Annotated in this window: 18 protein-coding genes; 2 read left to right on the forward strand and 16 right to left on the reverse strand. The window is 70.6% G+C overall.

Going from position 1 to position 16932, the window contains the following annotated elements; translation table 11 throughout:
- Positions 1-9: 9 nt before the first annotated feature.
- Both CF165_RS29255 and CF165_RS29260 read right to left on the reverse strand, forming a co-directional pair.
- Entirely contained in the window at positions 10-369 is a 360-nt protein-coding gene (locus CF165_RS29255) for a GntR family transcriptional regulator (protein ID WP_093950803.1), read from the reverse strand.
- Positions 366-1055: a hypothetical protein gene (locus CF165_RS29260; RefSeq protein ID WP_093950804.1), complete on the reverse strand. Its 690-nt coding sequence runs from the start codon at positions 1053-1055 to the stop codon at positions 366-368. Before CF165_RS29260 ends, CF165_RS29255 begins: the two co-directional genes overlap by 4 nt.
- Before the next feature lie 308 nt (positions 1056-1363).
- On the opposite strand from CF165_RS29260, the gene CF165_RS29265 reads away from it, so the two are divergent.
- The gene (locus CF165_RS29265; protein WP_093950805.1) at positions 1364-2644 is read left to right on the forward strand and encodes a PucR family transcriptional regulator; all 1281 of its coding nucleotides are present in this window, start codon (positions 1364-1366) and stop codon (positions 2642-2644) included.
- Between the two features lie 4 nt (positions 2645-2648).
- Here the strand turns inward: CF165_RS29265 and CF165_RS29270 are convergent, their stop codons facing one another.
- The 4 genes from CF165_RS29270 to CF165_RS29285 all read right to left on the reverse strand — a co-directional run bounded on the left by CF165_RS29270 (position 2649) and on the right by CF165_RS29285 (position 6065).
- Positions 2649-3260: a DUF6801 domain-containing protein gene (locus tag CF165_RS29270; RefSeq protein WP_093950806.1), complete on the reverse strand. Its 612-nt coding sequence runs from the start codon at positions 3258-3260 to the stop codon at positions 2649-2651.
- 47 nt (positions 3261-3307) lie between these two features.
- Entirely contained in the window at positions 3308-3892 is a 585-nt protein-coding gene (locus CF165_RS29275) for a DUF6801 domain-containing protein (RefSeq protein WP_240521846.1), read from the reverse strand.
- 19 nt (positions 3893-3911) lie between these two features.
- Positions 3912-5339: a DUF6801 domain-containing protein gene (locus tag CF165_RS29280; protein WP_240521847.1), complete on the reverse strand. Its 1428-nt coding sequence runs from the start codon at positions 5337-5339 to the stop codon at positions 3912-3914.
- Positions 5340-5426: 87 nt separating this feature from the next.
- Positions 5427-6065, reverse strand: a complete 639-nt coding sequence (locus CF165_RS29285) for a DUF6801 domain-containing protein (protein WP_093950809.1) — start codon at positions 6063-6065, stop codon at positions 5427-5429.
- 423 nt (positions 6066-6488) lie between these two features.
- Between CF165_RS29285 and CF165_RS29290 the strand changes: the two genes are divergently transcribed.
- A complete protein-coding gene (locus CF165_RS29290; protein ID WP_093950810.1) occupies positions 6489-7379 on the forward strand; it encodes an RCC1 domain-containing protein in 891 nt (296 codons plus the stop codon).
- A gap of 39 nt (positions 7380-7418) precedes the next feature.
- On the opposite strand, the gene CF165_RS29295 is transcribed toward CF165_RS29290, so the two are convergent.
- The 10 genes from CF165_RS29295 to CF165_RS29340 all read right to left on the reverse strand — a co-directional run bounded on the left by CF165_RS29295 (position 7419) and on the right by CF165_RS29340 (position 16931).
- A complete protein-coding gene (locus tag CF165_RS29295; RefSeq protein ID WP_093950811.1) occupies positions 7419-8063 on the reverse strand; it encodes a hypothetical protein in 645 nt (214 codons plus the stop codon).
- Positions 8064-8143: 80 nt separating this feature from the next.
- On the reverse strand, positions 8144-8944 hold the full coding sequence (locus tag CF165_RS29300; RefSeq protein ID WP_240521848.1) for a hypothetical protein: 801 nt from the start codon (positions 8942-8944) through the stop codon (positions 8144-8146).
- On the reverse strand, positions 8941-9450 hold the full coding sequence (locus CF165_RS29305; RefSeq protein ID WP_093950812.1) for an Rv1363c family protein: 510 nt from the start codon (positions 9448-9450) through the stop codon (positions 8941-8943). The genes CF165_RS29300 and CF165_RS29305 overlap by 4 nt, the downstream gene beginning before the upstream one ends.
- Positions 9438-10646: an MlaD family protein gene (locus tag CF165_RS29310; RefSeq protein WP_093950813.1), complete on the reverse strand. Its 1209-nt coding sequence runs from the start codon at positions 10644-10646 to the stop codon at positions 9438-9440. The genes CF165_RS29305 and CF165_RS29310 overlap by 13 nt, the downstream gene beginning before the upstream one ends.
- Complete coding sequence (locus CF165_RS29315) at positions 10646-11710, reverse strand: MCE family protein (RefSeq protein ID WP_093950814.1); 1065 nt, start codon at positions 11708-11710, stop codon at positions 10646-10648. The genes CF165_RS29310 and CF165_RS29315 overlap by 1 nt, the downstream gene beginning before the upstream one ends.
- Before the next feature lie 77 nt (positions 11711-11787).
- Entirely contained in the window at positions 11788-12822 is a 1035-nt protein-coding gene (locus CF165_RS29320; protein WP_093950815.1) for an MCE family protein, read from the reverse strand.
- The gene (locus tag CF165_RS29325; protein ID WP_093950816.1) at positions 12819-13811 is read right to left on the reverse strand and encodes an MCE family protein; all 993 of its coding nucleotides are present in this window, start codon (positions 13809-13811) and stop codon (positions 12819-12821) included. Before CF165_RS29325 ends, CF165_RS29320 begins: the two co-directional genes overlap by 4 nt.
- Positions 13808-14812 (reverse strand): MCE family protein, encoded by a 1005-nt coding sequence (locus CF165_RS29330; protein ID WP_093950817.1) that lies wholly within the window; start codon positions 14810-14812, stop codon positions 13808-13810. Before CF165_RS29330 ends, CF165_RS29325 begins: the two co-directional genes overlap by 4 nt.
- On the reverse strand, positions 14809-16083 hold the full coding sequence (locus CF165_RS29335; RefSeq protein WP_093950818.1) for an MCE family protein: 1275 nt from the start codon (positions 16081-16083) through the stop codon (positions 14809-14811). The genes CF165_RS29330 and CF165_RS29335 overlap by 4 nt, the downstream gene beginning before the upstream one ends.
- The gene (locus CF165_RS29340; protein WP_093950819.1) at positions 16080-16931 is read right to left on the reverse strand and encodes an MlaE family ABC transporter permease; all 852 of its coding nucleotides are present in this window, start codon (positions 16929-16931) and stop codon (positions 16080-16082) included. The genes CF165_RS29335 and CF165_RS29340 overlap by 4 nt, the downstream gene beginning before the upstream one ends.
- Position 16932 lies beyond the last annotated feature (1 nt).

Below are 16932 nucleotides of genomic sequence, written 5' to 3' on the forward strand. Positions count from 1 at the left end.
GTTTCCCACTCACGACCAGGCCGCGCGGACCGCGGCCATGGCGTCGTCGAGGTTCGCGCCGAGGTCGTTGGCCTGGGCCGCGAAGTCCGCGGCGGCGGCGCGCAGCAGGGCCGCGCGGTCCGGGCGGCCGGACGGGATCGTCACCACCGTGCCACGGGCGCGGGCCGTCGCCACCCAGCCCGCCGCCTCCAGCTCGCGGTACGCCCGCGCCACCGTCCCCGACGCCAGCCCCAGGTCCCGCGCCAGCTGGCGGATCGGCGGCAGCCGCGTCCCTTCGGGCAGGCCGCCCGTCGTGATCGCGCGGACCATCTGGTCGTGCACCTGCCGCCAGGGTGCGAGCCCGTTCTCCGTGTCGACGACGATCTTCACGCGGGTGTCGGCAGCCGTTTCACCGGGGCCACCACTGCCAGGAACACGACCAATCCGAGCACCACGGTCACGAAGGCGCCGACGCTCTGGACCGGGCCGCCGGTCGCCGCGCAGGTGGCGATGCCCAGCCCGATGGCCACGCGGGCACTGCGGCAGCGCAGCGCCAGGTCGGCCCGGCCACCGACGGCGGGGCGGCGCAGCGCGAGCAGGGTGATCGCCCACGCGACCACGAACGCGCCCGCCGCGACCGCGAGCGACGTCCAGCGGCCGGCGACGGCGAGGACGACGATCGAGGCGACCGCGGCGAGCACGCTCAGCCCGAGCGCCCACACCGGGACCAGGTCCCGCAGCGTGCGCCGGGCCAGGACGGCTTCGCGGCGCGGGCCGCGCGACGGCCGCTGCGCCAGCAGTTCGGCGATCAGGCCGCCGAGCATCAGCGTGGTGAACAGCGAGCCGGCCGTGCGGTCGAGCAGCGGCGGGATCGCCAGGAAGAGCCACGGGTACCAGAACCGGCGCCGCTTCAGGTACCGGACGGCGAGGGCGACCTCGGCGTCGTCCGGGTCGGGCACGCCCCACCGCTTGAGCAGCCGTTTGCCCTGCTTCTCGCCCGGCCAGAGCACGATCAGGATCGCCAGGCCGACCAGGCCCATGATCAGGGCGACGGCGAGCACGTTGTCCCACGGCATGTCGAACCTCCTCGCTTGTATCAACCACACGATACAAGAAGGCTGCCGTAACCGCAGCGTGAGTGGGTCGTTGGGAGTTCGTCCGTTCGTACGCATGATCAGGTGCAGTCGGCGGCCTCCTTGTCATCCTTCGCGTCCCTGCCGGTGAAAAATTGTCATGAAGGTGACAAGAAAGCGGTTTCCCTCCGAAAGGGTGACACGTTCGGCGCTACTTTTTCGATGTGTCCGGTGCCACCCCGCACCAAGCGCGGGGTGCCCGTTCGCGTGTGCGCGCGGCCGGTAACCCGGGGCGGAGCGAAGGAGCTGCGATGTCGGTGGAGCGCGGATTCGATCACGCTGCGCCGCCACCCGCCGCACTGCCTCGCAAGCTCGCCGACATCCTGCGTCCCGAGCTGGCCAGCCTCGCGGCGGAGATCGTCGACGAGATCCGCGCGACCATCCCGGCCTACGCCCGCCCGCTCGATGGCCCCTACGGCAAGTCGATCCGCGCCGGCGTCGAATACGCGATCACGCTGTTCGTCGCGCAGATCGCCGACCCGACGGTGTCCAAGGAGCAGTCCCACGAGGTGCACCACCGCCTGGGGCAGAACGAAATGCGCGAAGGCCGCAGCCTCGACACGCTGCAGTCGGCCTACCGGGTCGGCGCGCGGGTGTCGTGGCGGCGGATCATGCGCGTCGGACGGCGGAGCGGGCTGTCGTCGGCGGTGATGTCCCAGCTGGCCGACGCGATGCTGGCGTTCATGGACGAGCTCGCGTCCGTCGCGCTCGACGGCTACCTGGAAGCGAAGGCGCGCACGGCGGGAGCGCTGGACACCTGGCGCCGCAAGCTGCTGCACCTGATCCTGGAGACGCCGCCCGCGTCACCCAAGGCGATCGCCGAGCTGGCCCAGCTGATCGGCTGGCCGGTGCCGGTGGACGCGACACCGGTGGCGGTCCACCCGGCGGGCGGCGTCGCCCCGGCCCGCCGGCACGCCGGACTGGACGCGGACGTCCTCGCCGAACTCGACACGGCCGACCCGAAACTGGTCGTCCCCGGCGAGCTGAGCAGCGCGCGGCTGGCGGCCCTGCAGGTGGCGCTCCCGGACTGCCGCTTGTCGATCGGCCCGTGCGTCGCGCTGGCGTCGGTGGCCGATTCCCTGCGCTGGGCCCGCAACGCGCTCCAGCTGGCCGAACGCGGGGTGCTGGCCCCGCGCCCGGTGCTGCGGGCCGAGGAGCACCTGGCGACGCTGCTGGTCAACTCCGACGTCGGCCTGGTCGGCACGCTCCGGCACCGCCTCTTCGCCCCGCTGGCGGACATGACGGGCAAGCAGCAGGAGCGGCTGCTGGAGACGCTGCGGGCATGGCTGGACAGCCAGGGCAACGTGGTCGAGATCGCGGAGCGCCTCAGCGTCCACCCCCAGACGGTCCGCTACCGCATGCGCCAGCTGCAGGCGACGTTCGGCGACAGCCTCCGCGACCCGGCGGCGCGGTTCGAGATGGAACTGGCGTTGCGGGCGGGTGCGGCGCCGCTGCCGCTGCGGTACCCGGTCAGCGAACTGCTCCCGGCACCGCGAGCGGGCGGCTCCCATCCACAGTGGACTCCTCGGTAGCCCGTCAGGTCACCGGGATCGACGGGCTGAACGCCGTGTTCTGCGGCGGGTTCGTCACCTTGACGTTGCACTGCATGGTCCACGGTGTCCACGTATCGTTCGCCTTCTTGTGGACCTCGACGGTGAAGGTGGCCGTGGTGGTGACCTTGACCGTGGCCGAGCCGGGCGTGCCCGCGGTCAGCGACGGCACGATCGCACCCGGCCCCTGGTCGAACTGCACCTCGATGGCCCCACCGGCGGGAAAGATCTGCTCGGGCACGGTCAGCCCGGTGGCCGACGGCCCGGAGAGCGTCGCGCCGGTCGCCGCCAGGCCCAGGTCGACGCGGCCGCGGAAACCGTCGTAGCCGACGGCGGTGAGGAGCGCGTGCGGACCCACGTCGAACCGCAGGACGCCACCCAGCCCGGCCGGGGTGATCGTGGTGCCCGAGGCGACGGAGTCCGGGGCGTCGAACCGGGCCGTGAAGGTTGCGGGTTGCGGGCTGACACCCGGGATCAGGTTGCAGAAGTCGGCCACGGCACCGGTCTGGTAGGTGACGGTCGCGGCGGATGCCGGGCCCGCCATGGCCACCGCCATCGCGGCGGCGCACGAAACAGCGGTGAGGACGCGCAGGATCATTCGACTCCCCTTCGAAGTGTCCACAATGGAGGTTCAAGGTGCGTGCGTCAGCTGATCACGATGGCCGGCTGGAACGCCGGGTTCTGCCCTGGGTTGGTCACCTTCAGCGTGCAGTTCACCGACCAGACGACCCAGGCCCCGGTCGACGCCCGGTGGAACTGGAGCCCCTCGCTGAGGCTCGGGCCCATCGCGAACGCGAGCGTGCCGGCGGGGTCGGCCGTGAACGTCTGGATCGGCCCGGCCACCGGGAGCGTGACCGTGCCCGTCGTGCCGATCGGCTGCTCCGGGAAGTCTCCACCGACCGATCCGGATGGCGGAGTCGCGCCCGAGACGGTGAACGACCCGCTGTACGAGCCTCTGACCGCGTCGTAGCCGGCGCCGCGCAGCAATGCACGCAAGCTGCTCGGGAAGACCTGTGTCGCGTAGGGCACCACCGTGAACGGCTGCCCGGGCTGGAGGTCGGTGACGTCCAGCTGGGCGGTCAGCATCGTGGCTTGCGGTGCGAAGCCCGGGAACGCGCAGGTGTAGGTCAGCACGCCGGTCTGCACTGTCACGGTTGTGCTCGCACAGGCCGTTCCCGCTGTCACTCCGGTGACGAGCAACGCCGCTGCGAGCGCCGTTCCGATCCTCATCGTTCCCCCTCGATGCGGTTTACCTGGGTTTCGTCGCTGCCTTCTTCGCCATCGCGGCCGAGGGCCCCGAACCCGGCGGGTTGGTGTGGGGCCCGCAGTTGGCGGGGTCGGGTTCCGTGCAGCCCGCCAGGTTGTAGAGGTAGACGACGGCCTGGTTGCCATCGCCCGAGCTCATGCCCTCGAGGAGCGGGTTCAGGTCCTGGCCGGCCGCGCCGCAGCCCGTGAAGCCCGGCAGCGTGAAGCCACCCGCCTCGGTGGTGTCGACGCGGCCTTCGCCGGTCGGGTCGAGCGGGTCGTACGGCCCGCTCACCTTGAGCGTTATCGCTGTTTTCGTCACGCAGTCGGGACCGAGGTCGAGCGGGACGCCGTTGATCTCCGCGTGGCTCATCCGGGCCTTGGCTTCCACCGTCGCACGCATGGACGGGACCCCGGCCTCACTGAAGTACAGGTCGCCTTTCACCGCGACCAGCTTGGAGTTCTGGTAGTCGACCGGAAGGAACTCGACCGTCGCGGTCGCCGGCACGAACCCGAAGCCGAGGAAGGTCGCGGTGACCGGGGCGAACGCGGTCGCGCCGGTGATCCACACGTCACCGGTGTCCACGTTCACGTTGATGTACCCGTTGAGGACGAGGGACGGGGTGGAGACGACAGTGGCGCCCAGCTTCTTGACCGTCGATTGCGTGATCACGCTGACCAGGCCCATCGGCTGGATGTACATGTTCGGGGGTGGCGGCTCTTCGTCCATGGCCTTCACCCCGCCGAGCGCGGCCGACTGCTTTCGCTTGGTGCCCGGTGTCTCCTTCGGGAGCACGAGGACCTTGCCCAACGTCGTCTTCTGGCCGTCGTCGAGGGTGCACGCGACCTTCGGCGGCGCGGTGGTGGCCGGGGGTGCGTCGGCCGCCGGGACGGCTTCGAGCGTGAGGGCCGGCGCGGTGACGTCGAACGTGACGGGGCCGACGGTGTTGATCGCGATCTCCGGCACGGTGCCGGTCGCGGTCAGGACGACGTCGCCGGTCTCGGGTAGCGGGGTCGTGGCCACGACGAGGGAGACCGGGACCTTGTCCGAGCGGTCGTTCTGGTGGACGGCGAGGTCGAGCTGCACCGTTCCGCGCAACGAACCGGTCGTGGCGCCGGCGGGCAGGAACGAGAGCGCGACGTCGCGGGGAAGGCTCAGCTTGACCGAGAAGGCGCCGATCGTCGCCGACGTGCCGGTCTTCGCCTGCGCGGGCAGCGTCGCCGTCGTCTCGACGGTGAGCGCGCGCGGGCCGAGCGGGTCGGCGAACGGGCAGTGCACCGAGACCGACGCGTTCGCCTGGGTGTCCGGCGGGACCGCGGGGCCGGGAGCGGCCGAACCGACCCCCGTCAGCGCACCGTTCGCCGCGGACAGCAGGCCGGCGGCCGCCAGCGCGGTCACCGTGACGGAGCGGGGCCGGACTCGACGTGGCATCGGTTTCCCTGTGTGTTCGTGGTGCGGAAAAGACGGAAATCCCGATGCGGATCCCTCTCGCGAGGGGACCCGCACCGGGAACCGGCGTCAGGAGATGGTGATGCTCGGGCTGAACGCGGTGTTCTGCACCGGGTTGGTGACCTTCAGGTTGCAGGTCATCGCCCACGGCGTCCAGGTGTTGGTGGACTTCTTGTGGAACTGCACGTTCGCCGTGACCGTGCTGCCCATCGACAGCGTGTCGGTGCCCGGCGTCGCCGGCGCCGTGTAGGTCGGCACGACGGACGTCGCGACCTGCGCGATGTTCACCGTGATCGGGCCGCCGGCCGGGTAGATGGTCTGCGGGATGCTGAGCCCGGTGGCCGCCGGCGCCGACAGCGTGCCCGACGCCGCCGTCACCGACACGTCGGCGGTGCCCTGGATGCCGTCGTAGCCGACCGCGGTGAGCAGCGCGTGGACACCGGCGCTGATCGTCGCGGAGCCACCCACGTTGGCGGGGGTGAGGGTGCCGCCGGCCGCGACGCTGTCCTCGGCGTCGAGGTGCGAGGTGACGAGGACGGGCTGCGGCGTGATGCCCGGGAACGTGCAGGTGTAGGTCAGGGGCGTGGTGCCGCCGGCGGTGTAGGTGACCGTGGCGGCGGCCGCGGTGCCGGCGGTCAGCACCGCGATGGCGCCGACGGCGGTAGCGGTGGTCGCGATTCCGGCGGACAGCCTGCTGAGTCGGGACATACCCATCTCCTTTGATTCAGTACAGTCTCGGCTTTGGCTGATCGATTGCTCGCCGTCGCTGGTCTCCCATCACGATCGCCCGCCCCCTTTGCCCCGAGCGGCGGGACGTGATTTCACCGACATGCGAGGTGGAGGTCCATCTGCCGAACAGAAGGCTACTCGTGAGTTCATTACGGAACAAGACTTCGGGGCACGGTCAGCCCACCCCGCCGGGGCGGTCCGGGTTTCTTGTCCGGTCGCGCGCACGTCCGGCGGATCTTCTATCGGATTTTGACAAAGAACGACCGCGCCGCCGTAAGGCTTCTGTTACGGTCTACCATTCACGATCTTGTCGGAGCAATCGCGGATAAACGAATCGGAAGAAAGGAGGCTACCGTGCCGGTTACTTCACGATGTGAACGGGTAACGCTCAGGGGAGCCGTATTGACGGTGTCGGCGGCACTTGCCGTGTCCTTGGGCGCGTCGCCCGCGTCCGCAGTCACCGTCGGCGGCGTGATCGGGTGGGGGAAGGTGGACTACGCCATCACGGTCCCGCCGCCGAACGTGCTGTCCGGGGTCTCCGCCGTGTCGGCGGGCAGCACGACCGTGCTGGCCCTGCAGAGCGGCGCGGTCTTCGCGTGGGGCGCGAACAACTGGGGCGCCAACGTGGTTCCCGCCGACGCGAAGTCCGGGGTCAGCCAGGTCTCCTCCGGCTGGGGCCACGAGCTCGCCCTCAAGAACGGCAAGGTCATCGCCTGGGGCAACAACTGGTACGGCCAGACGACCCTGCCGGCCTCGGTGAGCAGCGGCGTCATCGCGATCTCGACGTCCAACGTGCACAGCCTGGCCCTGAAGCAGGGCGGGCAGGTGGTGAGCTGGGGGACGCGGACCGACGTGCCCGCGGCCGCGCAGTCCGGGGTGACCGCGATCTCCGCCGGGGGCGACCACAACCTCGTCCTCAAGAACGGCGGGGTGCTTGCCTGGGGCAGCAATTCCTACGGCCAGGCGACCGTCCCGTCCGGACTGTCCTCGGGGGTCACGGCGATCTCCGCCGGGTTCAACCACAGCCTGGCGCTCAAGGGCGGCCGCGTCTACGCCTGGGGTCAGGACAACTTCCACCAGATCGACGTCCCGGAGGCGGCGCTCTCCGACGTCGCCGGCATCGACGCCGGGTTCAACCACAACCTGGCCTTCAAGACCAACGGTGACATCATCGCCTGGGGCAACGACTGGGTCGGCGAGTCGGATCCGGCGACGTGCGGCCCGGTGTTCGCCGTTTCCGCCGGGGACAGCGACAGCTTCGTGCTGAAGGAAAACCCCAGCGCGCCCTGCTGAGCGGACGGGTGGCGGGCGGTGCGCCCGCCACCCGGCAGGTCAGCTCTGGGGAGCGGTCAGATCGAGCGAAATGGTGTTGCCCGGCCCGGAAACCAGGGCGCCGAGCGCGAGGTCGGCGATGAAGCAGTTGTTGAACTCGGGGATGGTGTAGGTCGAGCTGAGCGAGATCGTCGGCGAGGTGATGTCGATGTTCGGCGCCACCAGGTTCAGCTCGACCGGGGTCTTCGTCCGGCAGGCGCCGGGCACGGTCGGCAGCGGGATCACCGGCGCGAGCAGCCCGACCCAGATGTTGGAGATCTCCATGTTCGCCTTGGCGTGCGTGGTCAGCGTGCCGTCGGCGATGGTGCCGGTGGCCGGCCCGAGCGGGACGACCTTGACCGTCGCCTTGACCCGGAACAGGCCGGAGACCAGCGAAATGTCGGCCTGCGACGGCGGCAGCGACAGGTCCGCGCTGAGGCCGACGGAACCGGTCTGGTCGTCGATGATGAGGTTGCCCTTGAGCGTGCCGGGGCCGAGCTTCATGGTGCTGCCGGTCTTCTTCACCGTGGTGGTGCCGGCGACGTTGTAGGACACGGGGATTTCGATGACGTCGGCCGAAGCCGGCGTCACAGCGACCCCGCCGAGTACGACGGCCGCCGCCGACGTGAGCACGGCCAGTCTCTTCAGCTGCGTTGCCACGGACATGGTTGTCCTCCTTTTGCGTTCTCCCGTCCGTTTCCGGGTCCTCCCGGAAACGGTGAAGTGTGCTGTTCTTGCGGGACGGTTCAGCGTGGTTCGAGTGTGGTGACGACCCACTGGCCGCCGGTGTGCTCCGCGGTCACCGAAAGCTGCGCGGCGGCACTGTCGGTCGCATTGTTGTCGGCTCGGACGGCTGATTGGTCGAGAAAGACGAGTAGCCGCGCGTGACCATTCCGGAGTTCTTGCACGGCGATCGCCGAAACGCGGGAAGTGAGGACGAGTTTCTGCTCCGGCGCCTTCTGCCGCACCTCGGCGAAGAGCTTGTCGTAGGAATCCTTGGCGGCCCCGCGCAGCACCGCCGCGGCGGCCTTTTCGGTGACGTCGGTCCGGTCGTAGGAATAGGAGAAGATCTGGTTCATGGCGATGGTGACGGCGGAGGTGACATCGGCGGTCGCCCCGACATCGGTGAGTGCGAGGTTGGCGGCGGCGGGGTTCGCGGCGGCGGCGCGGGCTTCGAGGGTGAACCAGACACCGGCGCCGGTGAGCAGCACTGCGGCGGCGAGGAGCAGCGCGGGGAGACGCCGCCAGGCGGGCCGGGCCCGGGCAGGTTCGGCAGCCTCGGGTTCGGTCTCGGAATCTGCCTCGGCTTCGGTCTCGCTGGAGTCCGGGGCCGGTTCGCCCGGCTCGGCCGCGGTCACCTCGCCGCTGGTCCCGGCTCCGGCAGAAGCCGACCCGGATGCGCCTTCGGTCTCGGGGATGGTCCTGCTCGCCGCGCCAGAGGCCGGGGCGGCCTTGTCGCCGTCGTCGGCCTTGGCCGAAGCGACCTCGCCGTCGTCTTCCACGGGAATGGCGGAGGTCTCGTCCGAAACGATGTCCGCGCGGCTCATCGGGCACCCACCGGCAGCTGGTCCAGCGCGCTGAGCTTCCACCCGTCCGGCGTCCTGCTCAGCGCCGCCGCGAAGCGGTTGCGCTTGACCGCCGGGGCCGTTCCCTGCTTCGCCATCGTGATCTCCACCGAGGCCAGCATCTTCGCCGTCCCCGCGTGCTCGTCCAGCTCGCTCAATGCCGCGTCCAGGACACGGCCCGTCGCCACCGTCGCGTTCGCCGCCAGTGTCTTCTTCGTCGTCTCGTCCGTGCGGGCCAGCTGGTCGTGCAGCGGGCCCGTCGACGCCGACAGCCAGCGGCCCAGGCCGCCGTTCACGTCGTGGTAGTCCAGGCTGCTCAGCTCCGCCACCAGCGTGCGTCCGCTGGTCAGGGCCTCGTCGCGGGCCACCCCGTACGTCACCGCGGACGCGTTGGCCGCCGCGTACCACGAGTAGCCCGACCAGCCCGCGAACACCGCGGCCGCCGCTGCGAGCACCACCGCCGCGTGCTTCAGCTTCACCGCAGCCACAGCATCTCCTCGAGGCTCGTCGCCGTCGCCTGGGTGCCGAGCGCGAGCGGGCTCGTCAGGCCGCCCGGCAGGGCCGGGGCCGGCACCGGCGGGTGGGGCCCGTTCTGCGTGCCGCGCACCGAGCTTTCGTTCCCGTACGGCAGCGTGCAGGCCGCGTCGGTGTTGAACGGCAACGGGGTCAGGTCCGTGCTCGGCCGGTGTGGTGTCTTCTCGTAGCCCTGCAGGCACGGCGGCGGGTCGTTGAAGTTCAGCACCAGCCCCATCCGCAGCCGGTTGTTCTGGTGGTCCAGTGCCGAGTCCACGGCGGCCACCGCGCGCGGCGCGTCCGACAGCAGCTGCTCCTCCGCGGCCGTGCGGGTGGCGAACACCCGGGACGTCGTCAGCAGGTTGGCCAGCAGGATCGGCAGGCCCGGGTCGTTCTCCTTCAGCAGGCTGCTCAGCTCCGTCGCCGCGGGCGGCGCGGACGCGATCAGCCGCCGGAGGTCGCCGTCCGACTTCGCCAGCTGCTGGGCGAAGACGCGGGCGTTGCTGCTGAACGTGCGCCACTCCGCCGCGGAGTCCACCTGGGTGCGCAGCACCGTCGCGCCGTCGCCGATCAGCTTCGACGTCTGCGGCAGGTGGTTGCTCGCCTCCTGCGTGAACGTCGTCGCCGAGTCCATCAGCGTCTGCAGGTCCGGGCCCGCGCCGCGCAGCGCGTCGTCGAGCTCGTTCACCACCGTGCGCAGGTCCTGCGTCGGCACCGACGCGGTGAACGAGTCGAGGTCGGTCAGCAGGCTGTTCACCGGCAGCGGCAGCGTGGTCGACTCGCGCTGGATGACCGAGCCGCCGGCCAGGTAGGGCGCGTCGGACGTGCGCGGCTGCAGGTCGACGTACTGCTCGCCGACCGCGGACCGGTTCGCCACCACGGCACGGGAGTTCGCCGGGATCGGCGGGGCGCCGTCGTCGATCAGCAGGTCGGCTTCCGTGCCGGTGACGGTGAGCCGCAGCTCGCCGACCCGGCCGACGGCCACGCCGCGGTAGGTCACCTCGCCGTTGGTGAACAGGCCGCCGCCTTCGGCGAGCTCCAGCTTCACCGTGTAGCTGCCGGAGCCCAGCAGCCGGCCCAGCCCGGCGTAGTTCGCGCCGACGAACGCCGTCGTGGCCAGCGCGATCACGACGAACAGGACGACCTGGATCCGTACTCTGTTCGTCAGCATCAGCTGCCTCCGGAGGCGCGGGCGGCGCTGCTCGGCAGCGGGAGGGGCGGCAGACCCGGCGGGACGCCTTCGCCGGGCTTGGGCAGCGGCACGCCGGGGGCCGGGATCATCGACACGTACGCGTTGATGTAGTCGCCCTTCACCGCCGGCAGCACCGAATCGGGGAACGGGAAGGTCGGCAGCATCTGCAGCGACTTCGGCAGGTTGTCGCCGGCCGCGGCGAGCTGGCCGAGGATCGGGGCCAGCGCGCGCAGGTCGGCGACCATGTCGTCGCGGCTGCGGTCGACGACGTCGGTGGCCACCGTCGAAAGGTGGTCCAGCGCCTGCAACATGGAGACGAGCTCGGTGCGCTGGTCGGACAGGGCCTGCAGGCCGGGGGTGAGGTCGGTGAGCGCGCCGGAGACCTGCTGGTGGCGGTTCGCCAGGGTCGCCGAGAGCCGGTTCAGGCCGTCGAGCGCTTCGGTGATGTCCGAGCGGTGCGCGTCCAGGTCGGTCATCAGGGTGTTCACGCCGGACAGGAAGGAGCGGATCTGCTCCTCGTTGCCGTCCATCACCTTCGACAGCTCGCGGTTGATGGTCTGCAGCTGGCCGATGCCGCCGCCGTTGAGCAGCAGCGAAAGCGCGCCGAAGATCTCTTCGAACTCGGGGTTGCGGTTGGTCCGGGCCAGGGTGATCGTGGCGCCGTTCGCGAGCCGCCCGTTGCCGGCGTTCTGCGCTTCGCCGTCCGGCGGGGCCAGCTCGACGAACTTCTCGCCGAGCAGGCTGGACTGCCGCAGCCGCGCGACGGCGTTCGCCGGCAGCACGACGTCGCCGTTGACCTCCAGCACCGTTTCGGCCGTCCAGCCGTCGCCGCCCAGCCGGACCTCCCGCACCCGGCCGACCGGGACGTCGCCGACTTTCACCGCGGCCTGCGGCACGAGGTCGAGCACGTCGGCGAACTGCACGGTCACCGAGTACGGGTGGTCGCCGACGTCGGCGCCGCCGGGCAGGGGCAGGTCGTAGACGCCCTTGAACTCGCCCGAGCAGCCCGCGATCAGGCACCCGACGGCGACGAGAGTCAGCACGCGGTGTCCTCTGGGGCCGAGCCCCAGACCCCGGCCGGGGGGCAAGCCCCCCTGGACCCCCCGAAAGCGGCCAGTCATCACTGCCCCCCGTTGGTGTAGACGTCCCCGGTGACCGGCAACGGCAGTGGCTGCTGGAGGTAGTAGTCGAGGTCACCGCGGCCGAGCAGCCGCCCGGTGGCCGGGTCGACGGACTGGAGCACGTTCGTCACCGCCAGCGGCACGGCGTCGAGCGTCCCGGCCAGCGACTCGCGCTGCTCGACGAGCGTCCGCGTGGTCGTCACCAGGTTGTCCACATTGGCCTTGAGCGCGCCGCGGTTGTCGTGGATGAACGCCTGGACGTCGGCGAGCGCGCGGCCGAGGCCGTCGAGGGCCTGCGCGAGCTCGCCGCTGTTGGCGGCCAGCGTGGTCGAGATCTGCGAGAGCTGCTGGTTCACGTTGGAGACCTGCTGGTCGTTGGTGGCCAGCATGGTCGTGAACCGCTGGAGCTGGTCGACGGTGCCGAACAGGTCGCCCGAGTTCCCGGCCAGCGTGCGCGCCAGCTGCGCGAAGTTGCGCACGCTGTCGTTGAACGCGCGGCCGTTGCCCTGCAGGGTCTGCGCCCCGGTCTTCAGCAGGTCGGAAAGCGCACCCTGGGAGTTGGCGCCGTTCGGGCCGAGCGCCTTCGTCAGCGTGTCGAGGCTGGCGTAGAGCTGGTCGAGCTCCACCGGGGTGGCGGTGCGCTGCACCGGGATCAGCGCGCCGTCGGGCAGCCGCGGGCCGCCGCGGGCCGGCTTGCCGAACTGGAGGTAGCGGTCGGCGACGACGCTGGGCGCGATCACCAGCAGCGTCGTGTCCTCGGCGATCCCGACCGAGCCGTCGACGGACATGTCGACCTGCACCTGCTCGCCGCGCGGGGTGACCGCGTCGACCTGGCCGATCCGGACGCCGAGCACGCGGACGTCGGAGCCGGGGTAGACGCCGACCGCGCGGGTGAAGAACGCCGTGACGTGGTGCTGCCCGGAGCCGGAGAACACCCACCACAGCGCCGCCGTGACGACGAGGGCGAGCAGGATCGCGGCGGCGACGAACCGGCTCACCAGGACGCCGGTGCGGGTCGTGGTCAGCGCGGTCACTTGGCGCCTCCCGGGTTCTTCGGCGGGGTGCAGGGGTCGTGGTTCTCGGGCAGCAGCCCGCAGAGGTAGGCGTCGATCCAGTGGCCGTTGCCGGTCGTGTTGGTGAGCACCCGGAAGTACGGCTGGGCCAGCTGCAGGCCCTTGGTGAGGTTGTCGTTCTGCCGTTTCAGCAGGTCGGTGACCTGGTTCAGCGACTCGAGCGCGGGCTTGAGCTGGGCCGAGTTGTCCGCGACCAGGCCGCGGAGCTGGCCGGCCAGCCGGGCGGACCCGGTCAGCAGGTCGTGGATCGCGTCGCGACGGCGGTTCAGTTCGGTCAGCAACAGGTTCCCGTCGTCGATCAGCTTCTCGAAGTCGTCGTTCGAGTTCGCCAGCGTCGTGGTCAGCTTCCGCGCGTTGGCCAGCAGCTCGGCGATCTGGCCGTCCCGGCTGGACACCGTCTTCGACAGCTGGCTGAGCCCGTCGAGCGCGGTGCGGACGTGCTCGGGGGAGTTCCGGAAGGTGTCGGACAGCGTGGTGAAGCTGTCCGCGAGCTGCTTCGTGTCGATGGCGCCGACCGTGTCGGCCAGGCCGTTGAAGGCGTCGGTGACGTCGTAGGGCGTGACGGTCCGGGTGCGCGGGATCGGCTGGTCCGGGTTCTGGACGGCGTCGCCGGTCGGGTTCAGCGAGAGGAACTTCCGGCCCAGCAACGTCTTGATCTTGATGTCGGCGGTCGTGCGGTCGCCGATCCAGGCGTTCTTCACGCGGAAGGTGACCAGGACGTGGTCGTCGGCCAGCGCGACGTCGCGGATCTCGCCGACCTTGATGCCGGCGATCCGGACCTCGTCTTCCGGCTGCAGCCCCGCGGCCTCGGAGAACTCGGCCTCGTAGGTGGTGCCGCCGCCGACGATCGGCAGGTTGTCGTAGTTGAACGTGACGGTCAGCACCGCGGCCAGCGCGACGCTGCCGATCACGCCCGTGACGATCGGGTTGCGTTCCTTGAAGGACTTCACGAGTCACACCTCGGCGTCGGGACGATCACACCGCGCGGCGGTGAGGTTTCCAGCACCGCGCGGCAGAGGAAGAAGTTCATCCACGAGCCGTAGGAGGCGGTCCGGCCGATTTCGTTGAACTTGACCGGGAGGTTGGTCAGGAAACTGTCCACATCGGACTGGTTCTGGGCCAGGTTGCCCGCGACGCCCTGCAGCCCGGCGATGCTGTCCTTCAACGGCGGACGGGCCTGCTCGAACAGCCCGGCGGTGGACTGGGTGAGGGCGCCGATCCCGCTGATCGCGTCGCCGATCGCGGCGCGGTCGCCGGCCAGGCCGGACACCAGCTGCCGCAGCGTCGAGACGAGGTTCGCCAGCGCGTCGCCCTTGCCGTTGACGGTCTTGAGCACCGAGTTGAGGTTCCCGATCACCTCGCCGATCACCTTGTCGCGCCCGGCGAGGGTGGTGGTCAGCGAACCGGTGTGCTGCAGCAGGCTCTCGACGGTGCCGCCTTCGCCCTGCAGCACCTGGACGATCTCGCCGGAGAGCTCGTTGACGTCGTTCGGCGACAGCGCCTGGAACAGCGGCTTGAAGCCGTTGAACAGGTCCGTGAGGTCGAGGGCGGGTGTCGTGCGGTCCAGCGGGATCTCCCCGCCCTCGGCCAGCTGGTCCCGGGTGCCGGTGGTGCCGCGTTCGAGGGCGATGTAGCGCTGGCCGACCATGTTGCGGTACTTGATGACCGCGTGGACGTCGGCGGGCAGCCGCCGTCCGGAGTCGAGGGAGAACCGGATGAGCGCGCGGTTGTGGTCGCTGATCTCCAGCGACTCCACCTGGCCGACCCGGACGCCGGAGATGCGCACGTCGTCGCCGACGTTGAGCGAGGTGGCGTCCAGGAACTTCGCCGAGTACGGCCGACCCGAGCCGACGCCGGAGTTCGTGATGGAAATGGCCAGCAGGACGGTCGCGAGTGCCGTGACGGCGATGAAGATGATGCTCTTGATCAGCGGTGCCGCGATGTTCCTCACTTGAGCTTCACCTCCGTGCCGCGGTAGAGCGGGCCGACGAGCACGCTGCTCCAGTCCGGGACCTGGGCTGTCGGCACGCCGATCGTCGGGGCGACGAGTGTGGCCAGCAGCTGCTGTTCCTGCGGCGAGTTCGCGACGCCGAGGTCGCCCTGGCCGCCGGTCAGCAGGGGGTGCCCGGTCGTGCCGGGTGCCACCGCGGCGGTGCCCGTGGTGGGGGCGACGCCGGAGGGGTAGCAGCGCGGCTCGCCGCCGCCGGTGAAGCGCGGGTCGTCCTTGCCGGGCAGGTACTTGCCGCTGTTGGTGGTCACCGCGACTTCGGCGTGCATGCCCGGTTCGTTCGTGCCCGCTCCGAGGACCTTGTCCATGGCTCCCTTCAAAGCGTTGAGCGAGCCCAGGGTGCAGGCGAAGCTGGGGGAGTACTTCGCCGCGATCTCCAGCGGCGCGCGGCTGTCGGCGGCCAGGGAGATGAGGTTGTCGCGGTTGCGGGCCAGGAACCCGGCGACGTCCAGCGAGGACGACGTCACCTGCTGGTACACCCCGGCCAGGTCCGCCTGCTTCTCCTTGACCGTGCCGAGGGTGACGGCGGAAGCGGAGAGCGCGTCCAGGAGGTCGGGGGCGATGTCGCCGTACAGGCGGGAAACCTTGGCGAGGTCACGCAGGTCCGAGGTCAGCTGCGGGACATCGGGGTTGAAGTCCTTCAGGTAGGCCGCGGCCGTGTCGATCGTCTTCCCGAGCTGCTCGCCGCGGCCCTGCAGGGCCGTCGAAACCGCGGTCAGCGTCGTCGCCAGCTTCTGCGGCTGGACCGCTTTGAGGATCGGCAGCAGGTTGTCGAAGACGCGTTCCAGCTCGACCGCGTTCGCCGACCGGTCCTGCTCGATGACGTCGCCGGCGGCCAGGTGCGGAGCCCGGGTGCCGTCCGGGATGGACAGCTGGACGTAGCGTTCGCCGAACAGCGTCTTCGGCACCAGCAGCGCCGAGACGTCGCGGGGGAGCATGTCCACCTTGCCCGGTTCGAGAGCAAGCGCTATCTCGGCGCCCTGCGGTGTCGCCCGGACGCCGCGGATCTCCCCGACGAGCACGCCGCGGGCCTTGACCTGGCCGCCGGGGGAGAGCTGGTTGCCGATGCGGCTCGCCTTGAGCGTCACCGGGACTGTGCTGACGAAGTCCTTGTCGTACACCTTGATGGACAGCGTCACCAGCACGCCCATCACCACGAGGAACAGCACGCCCGCGGTGCGGACCCCGGCCTTGCGGCGGGTTTCGCGTCTCATCCGGCCACCTGCACGGTTGTCGTCGCGCCCCAGATCGCCAGGGACAGGAAGAAGTCGAGGACGCTGATCGCGACGATCGCGGTGCGCACCGCGCGGCCCACCGCGACGCCGACGCCGGCCGGGCCGCCGCTCGCGCGGAAGCCGTAATAACAGTGCGCCAGGACCACCACGACGCTGAACACCAGGACCTTCCCGAACGACCACAGCACGTCGCCGGGTGGCAGGAACAGCAGGAAGTAGTGGTCGTAGGTGCCGGCGGACTGGCCGAAGAACAACACGGTGACCTCGCGCGAGGCGAGGTAGCTCGACAGCAGCCCGATGGCGTACAGCGGGATGACGGCGAGGAAGCCGGCGATCACCCGCGTCGTCACCAGGTACGGGACGCTGGGGATGCCCATGACCTCCAGCGCGTCGATCTCCTCGGAGATCCGCATCGCGCCGAGCTGCGCGGTGAAGCCGCAGCCGACCGTGGCGCTCAGGGCGAGCCCGCTCACCAGCGGCGCGATCTCGCGCGTGTTGAAGTAGGCGGAGACGAACCCGGCGAACGCCGACGTCCCGACCTGGTTCAGCGCGGAGTAGCCCTGCAGGCCGACGACCGTGCCGGTGGCGACGGTCATCCCGATCATCACGCCGATCGTGCCGCCGATGACGGCGAGCGCGCCGCTGCCGAAGCTGACTTCGGCCAGCAGGCGGACGACCTCGCGCAGGTAGCGGCGCAACGCCCGGGGCGTCCAGGCAATGGCGCGGAGGAAGAACAGGATCTGGTCGCCGAGGGTGTCGAGGAAGCCGAACCGGCGGTCGACGGCCTCGCGTACCCGCTCGGTTCTCGGGAGGTCCGTGGTCGTCACT

Source organism: Amycolatopsis vastitatis, from assembly GCF_002234595.1.
Lineage (GTDB): Bacteria > Actinomycetota > Actinomycetes > Mycobacteriales > Pseudonocardiaceae > Amycolatopsis > Amycolatopsis vastitatis.

Bases quoted from the DNA above. Each gene is read 5' to 3' on its own strand.
- CF165_RS29260 (WP_093950804.1), bottom strand. From the start codon at position 1,055: ATGCCGTGGGACAACGTGCTCGCCGTCGCCCTGATCATGGGCCTGGTC.
- CF165_RS29265 (WP_093950805.1), top strand. From the start codon at position 1,364: ATGTCGGTGGAGCGCGGATTCGATCACGCTGCGCCGCCACCCGCCGCA.
- CF165_RS29270 (WP_093950806.1), bottom strand. From the start codon at position 3,260: ATGATCCTGCGCGTCCTCACCGCTGTTTCGTGCGCCGCCGCGATGGCG.
- CF165_RS29275 (WP_240521846.1), bottom strand. From the start codon at position 3,892: ATGAGGATCGGAACGGCGCTCGCAGCGGCGTTGCTCGTCACCGGAGTG.
- CF165_RS29280 (WP_240521847.1), bottom strand. From the start codon at position 5,339: ATGCCACGTCGAGTCCGGCCCCGCTCCGTCACGGTGACCGCGCTGGCG.
- CF165_RS29285 (WP_093950809.1), bottom strand. From the start codon at position 6,065: ATGTCCCGACTCAGCAGGCTGTCCGCCGGAATCGCGACCACCGCTACC.
- CF165_RS29295 (WP_093950811.1), bottom strand. From the start codon at position 8,063: ATGTCCGTGGCAACGCAGCTGAAGAGACTGGCCGTGCTCACGTCGGCG.
- CF165_RS29300 (WP_240521848.1), bottom strand. From the start codon at position 8,944: ATGAGCCGCGCGGACATCGTTTCGGACGAGACCTCCGCCATTCCCGTG.
- CF165_RS29310 (WP_093950813.1), bottom strand. From the start codon at position 10,646: ATGCTGACGAACAGAGTACGGATCCAGGTCGTCCTGTTCGTCGTGATC.
- CF165_RS29335 (WP_093950818.1), bottom strand. From the start codon at position 16,083: ATGAGACGCGAAACCCGCCGCAAGGCCGGGGTCCGCACCGCGGGCGTG.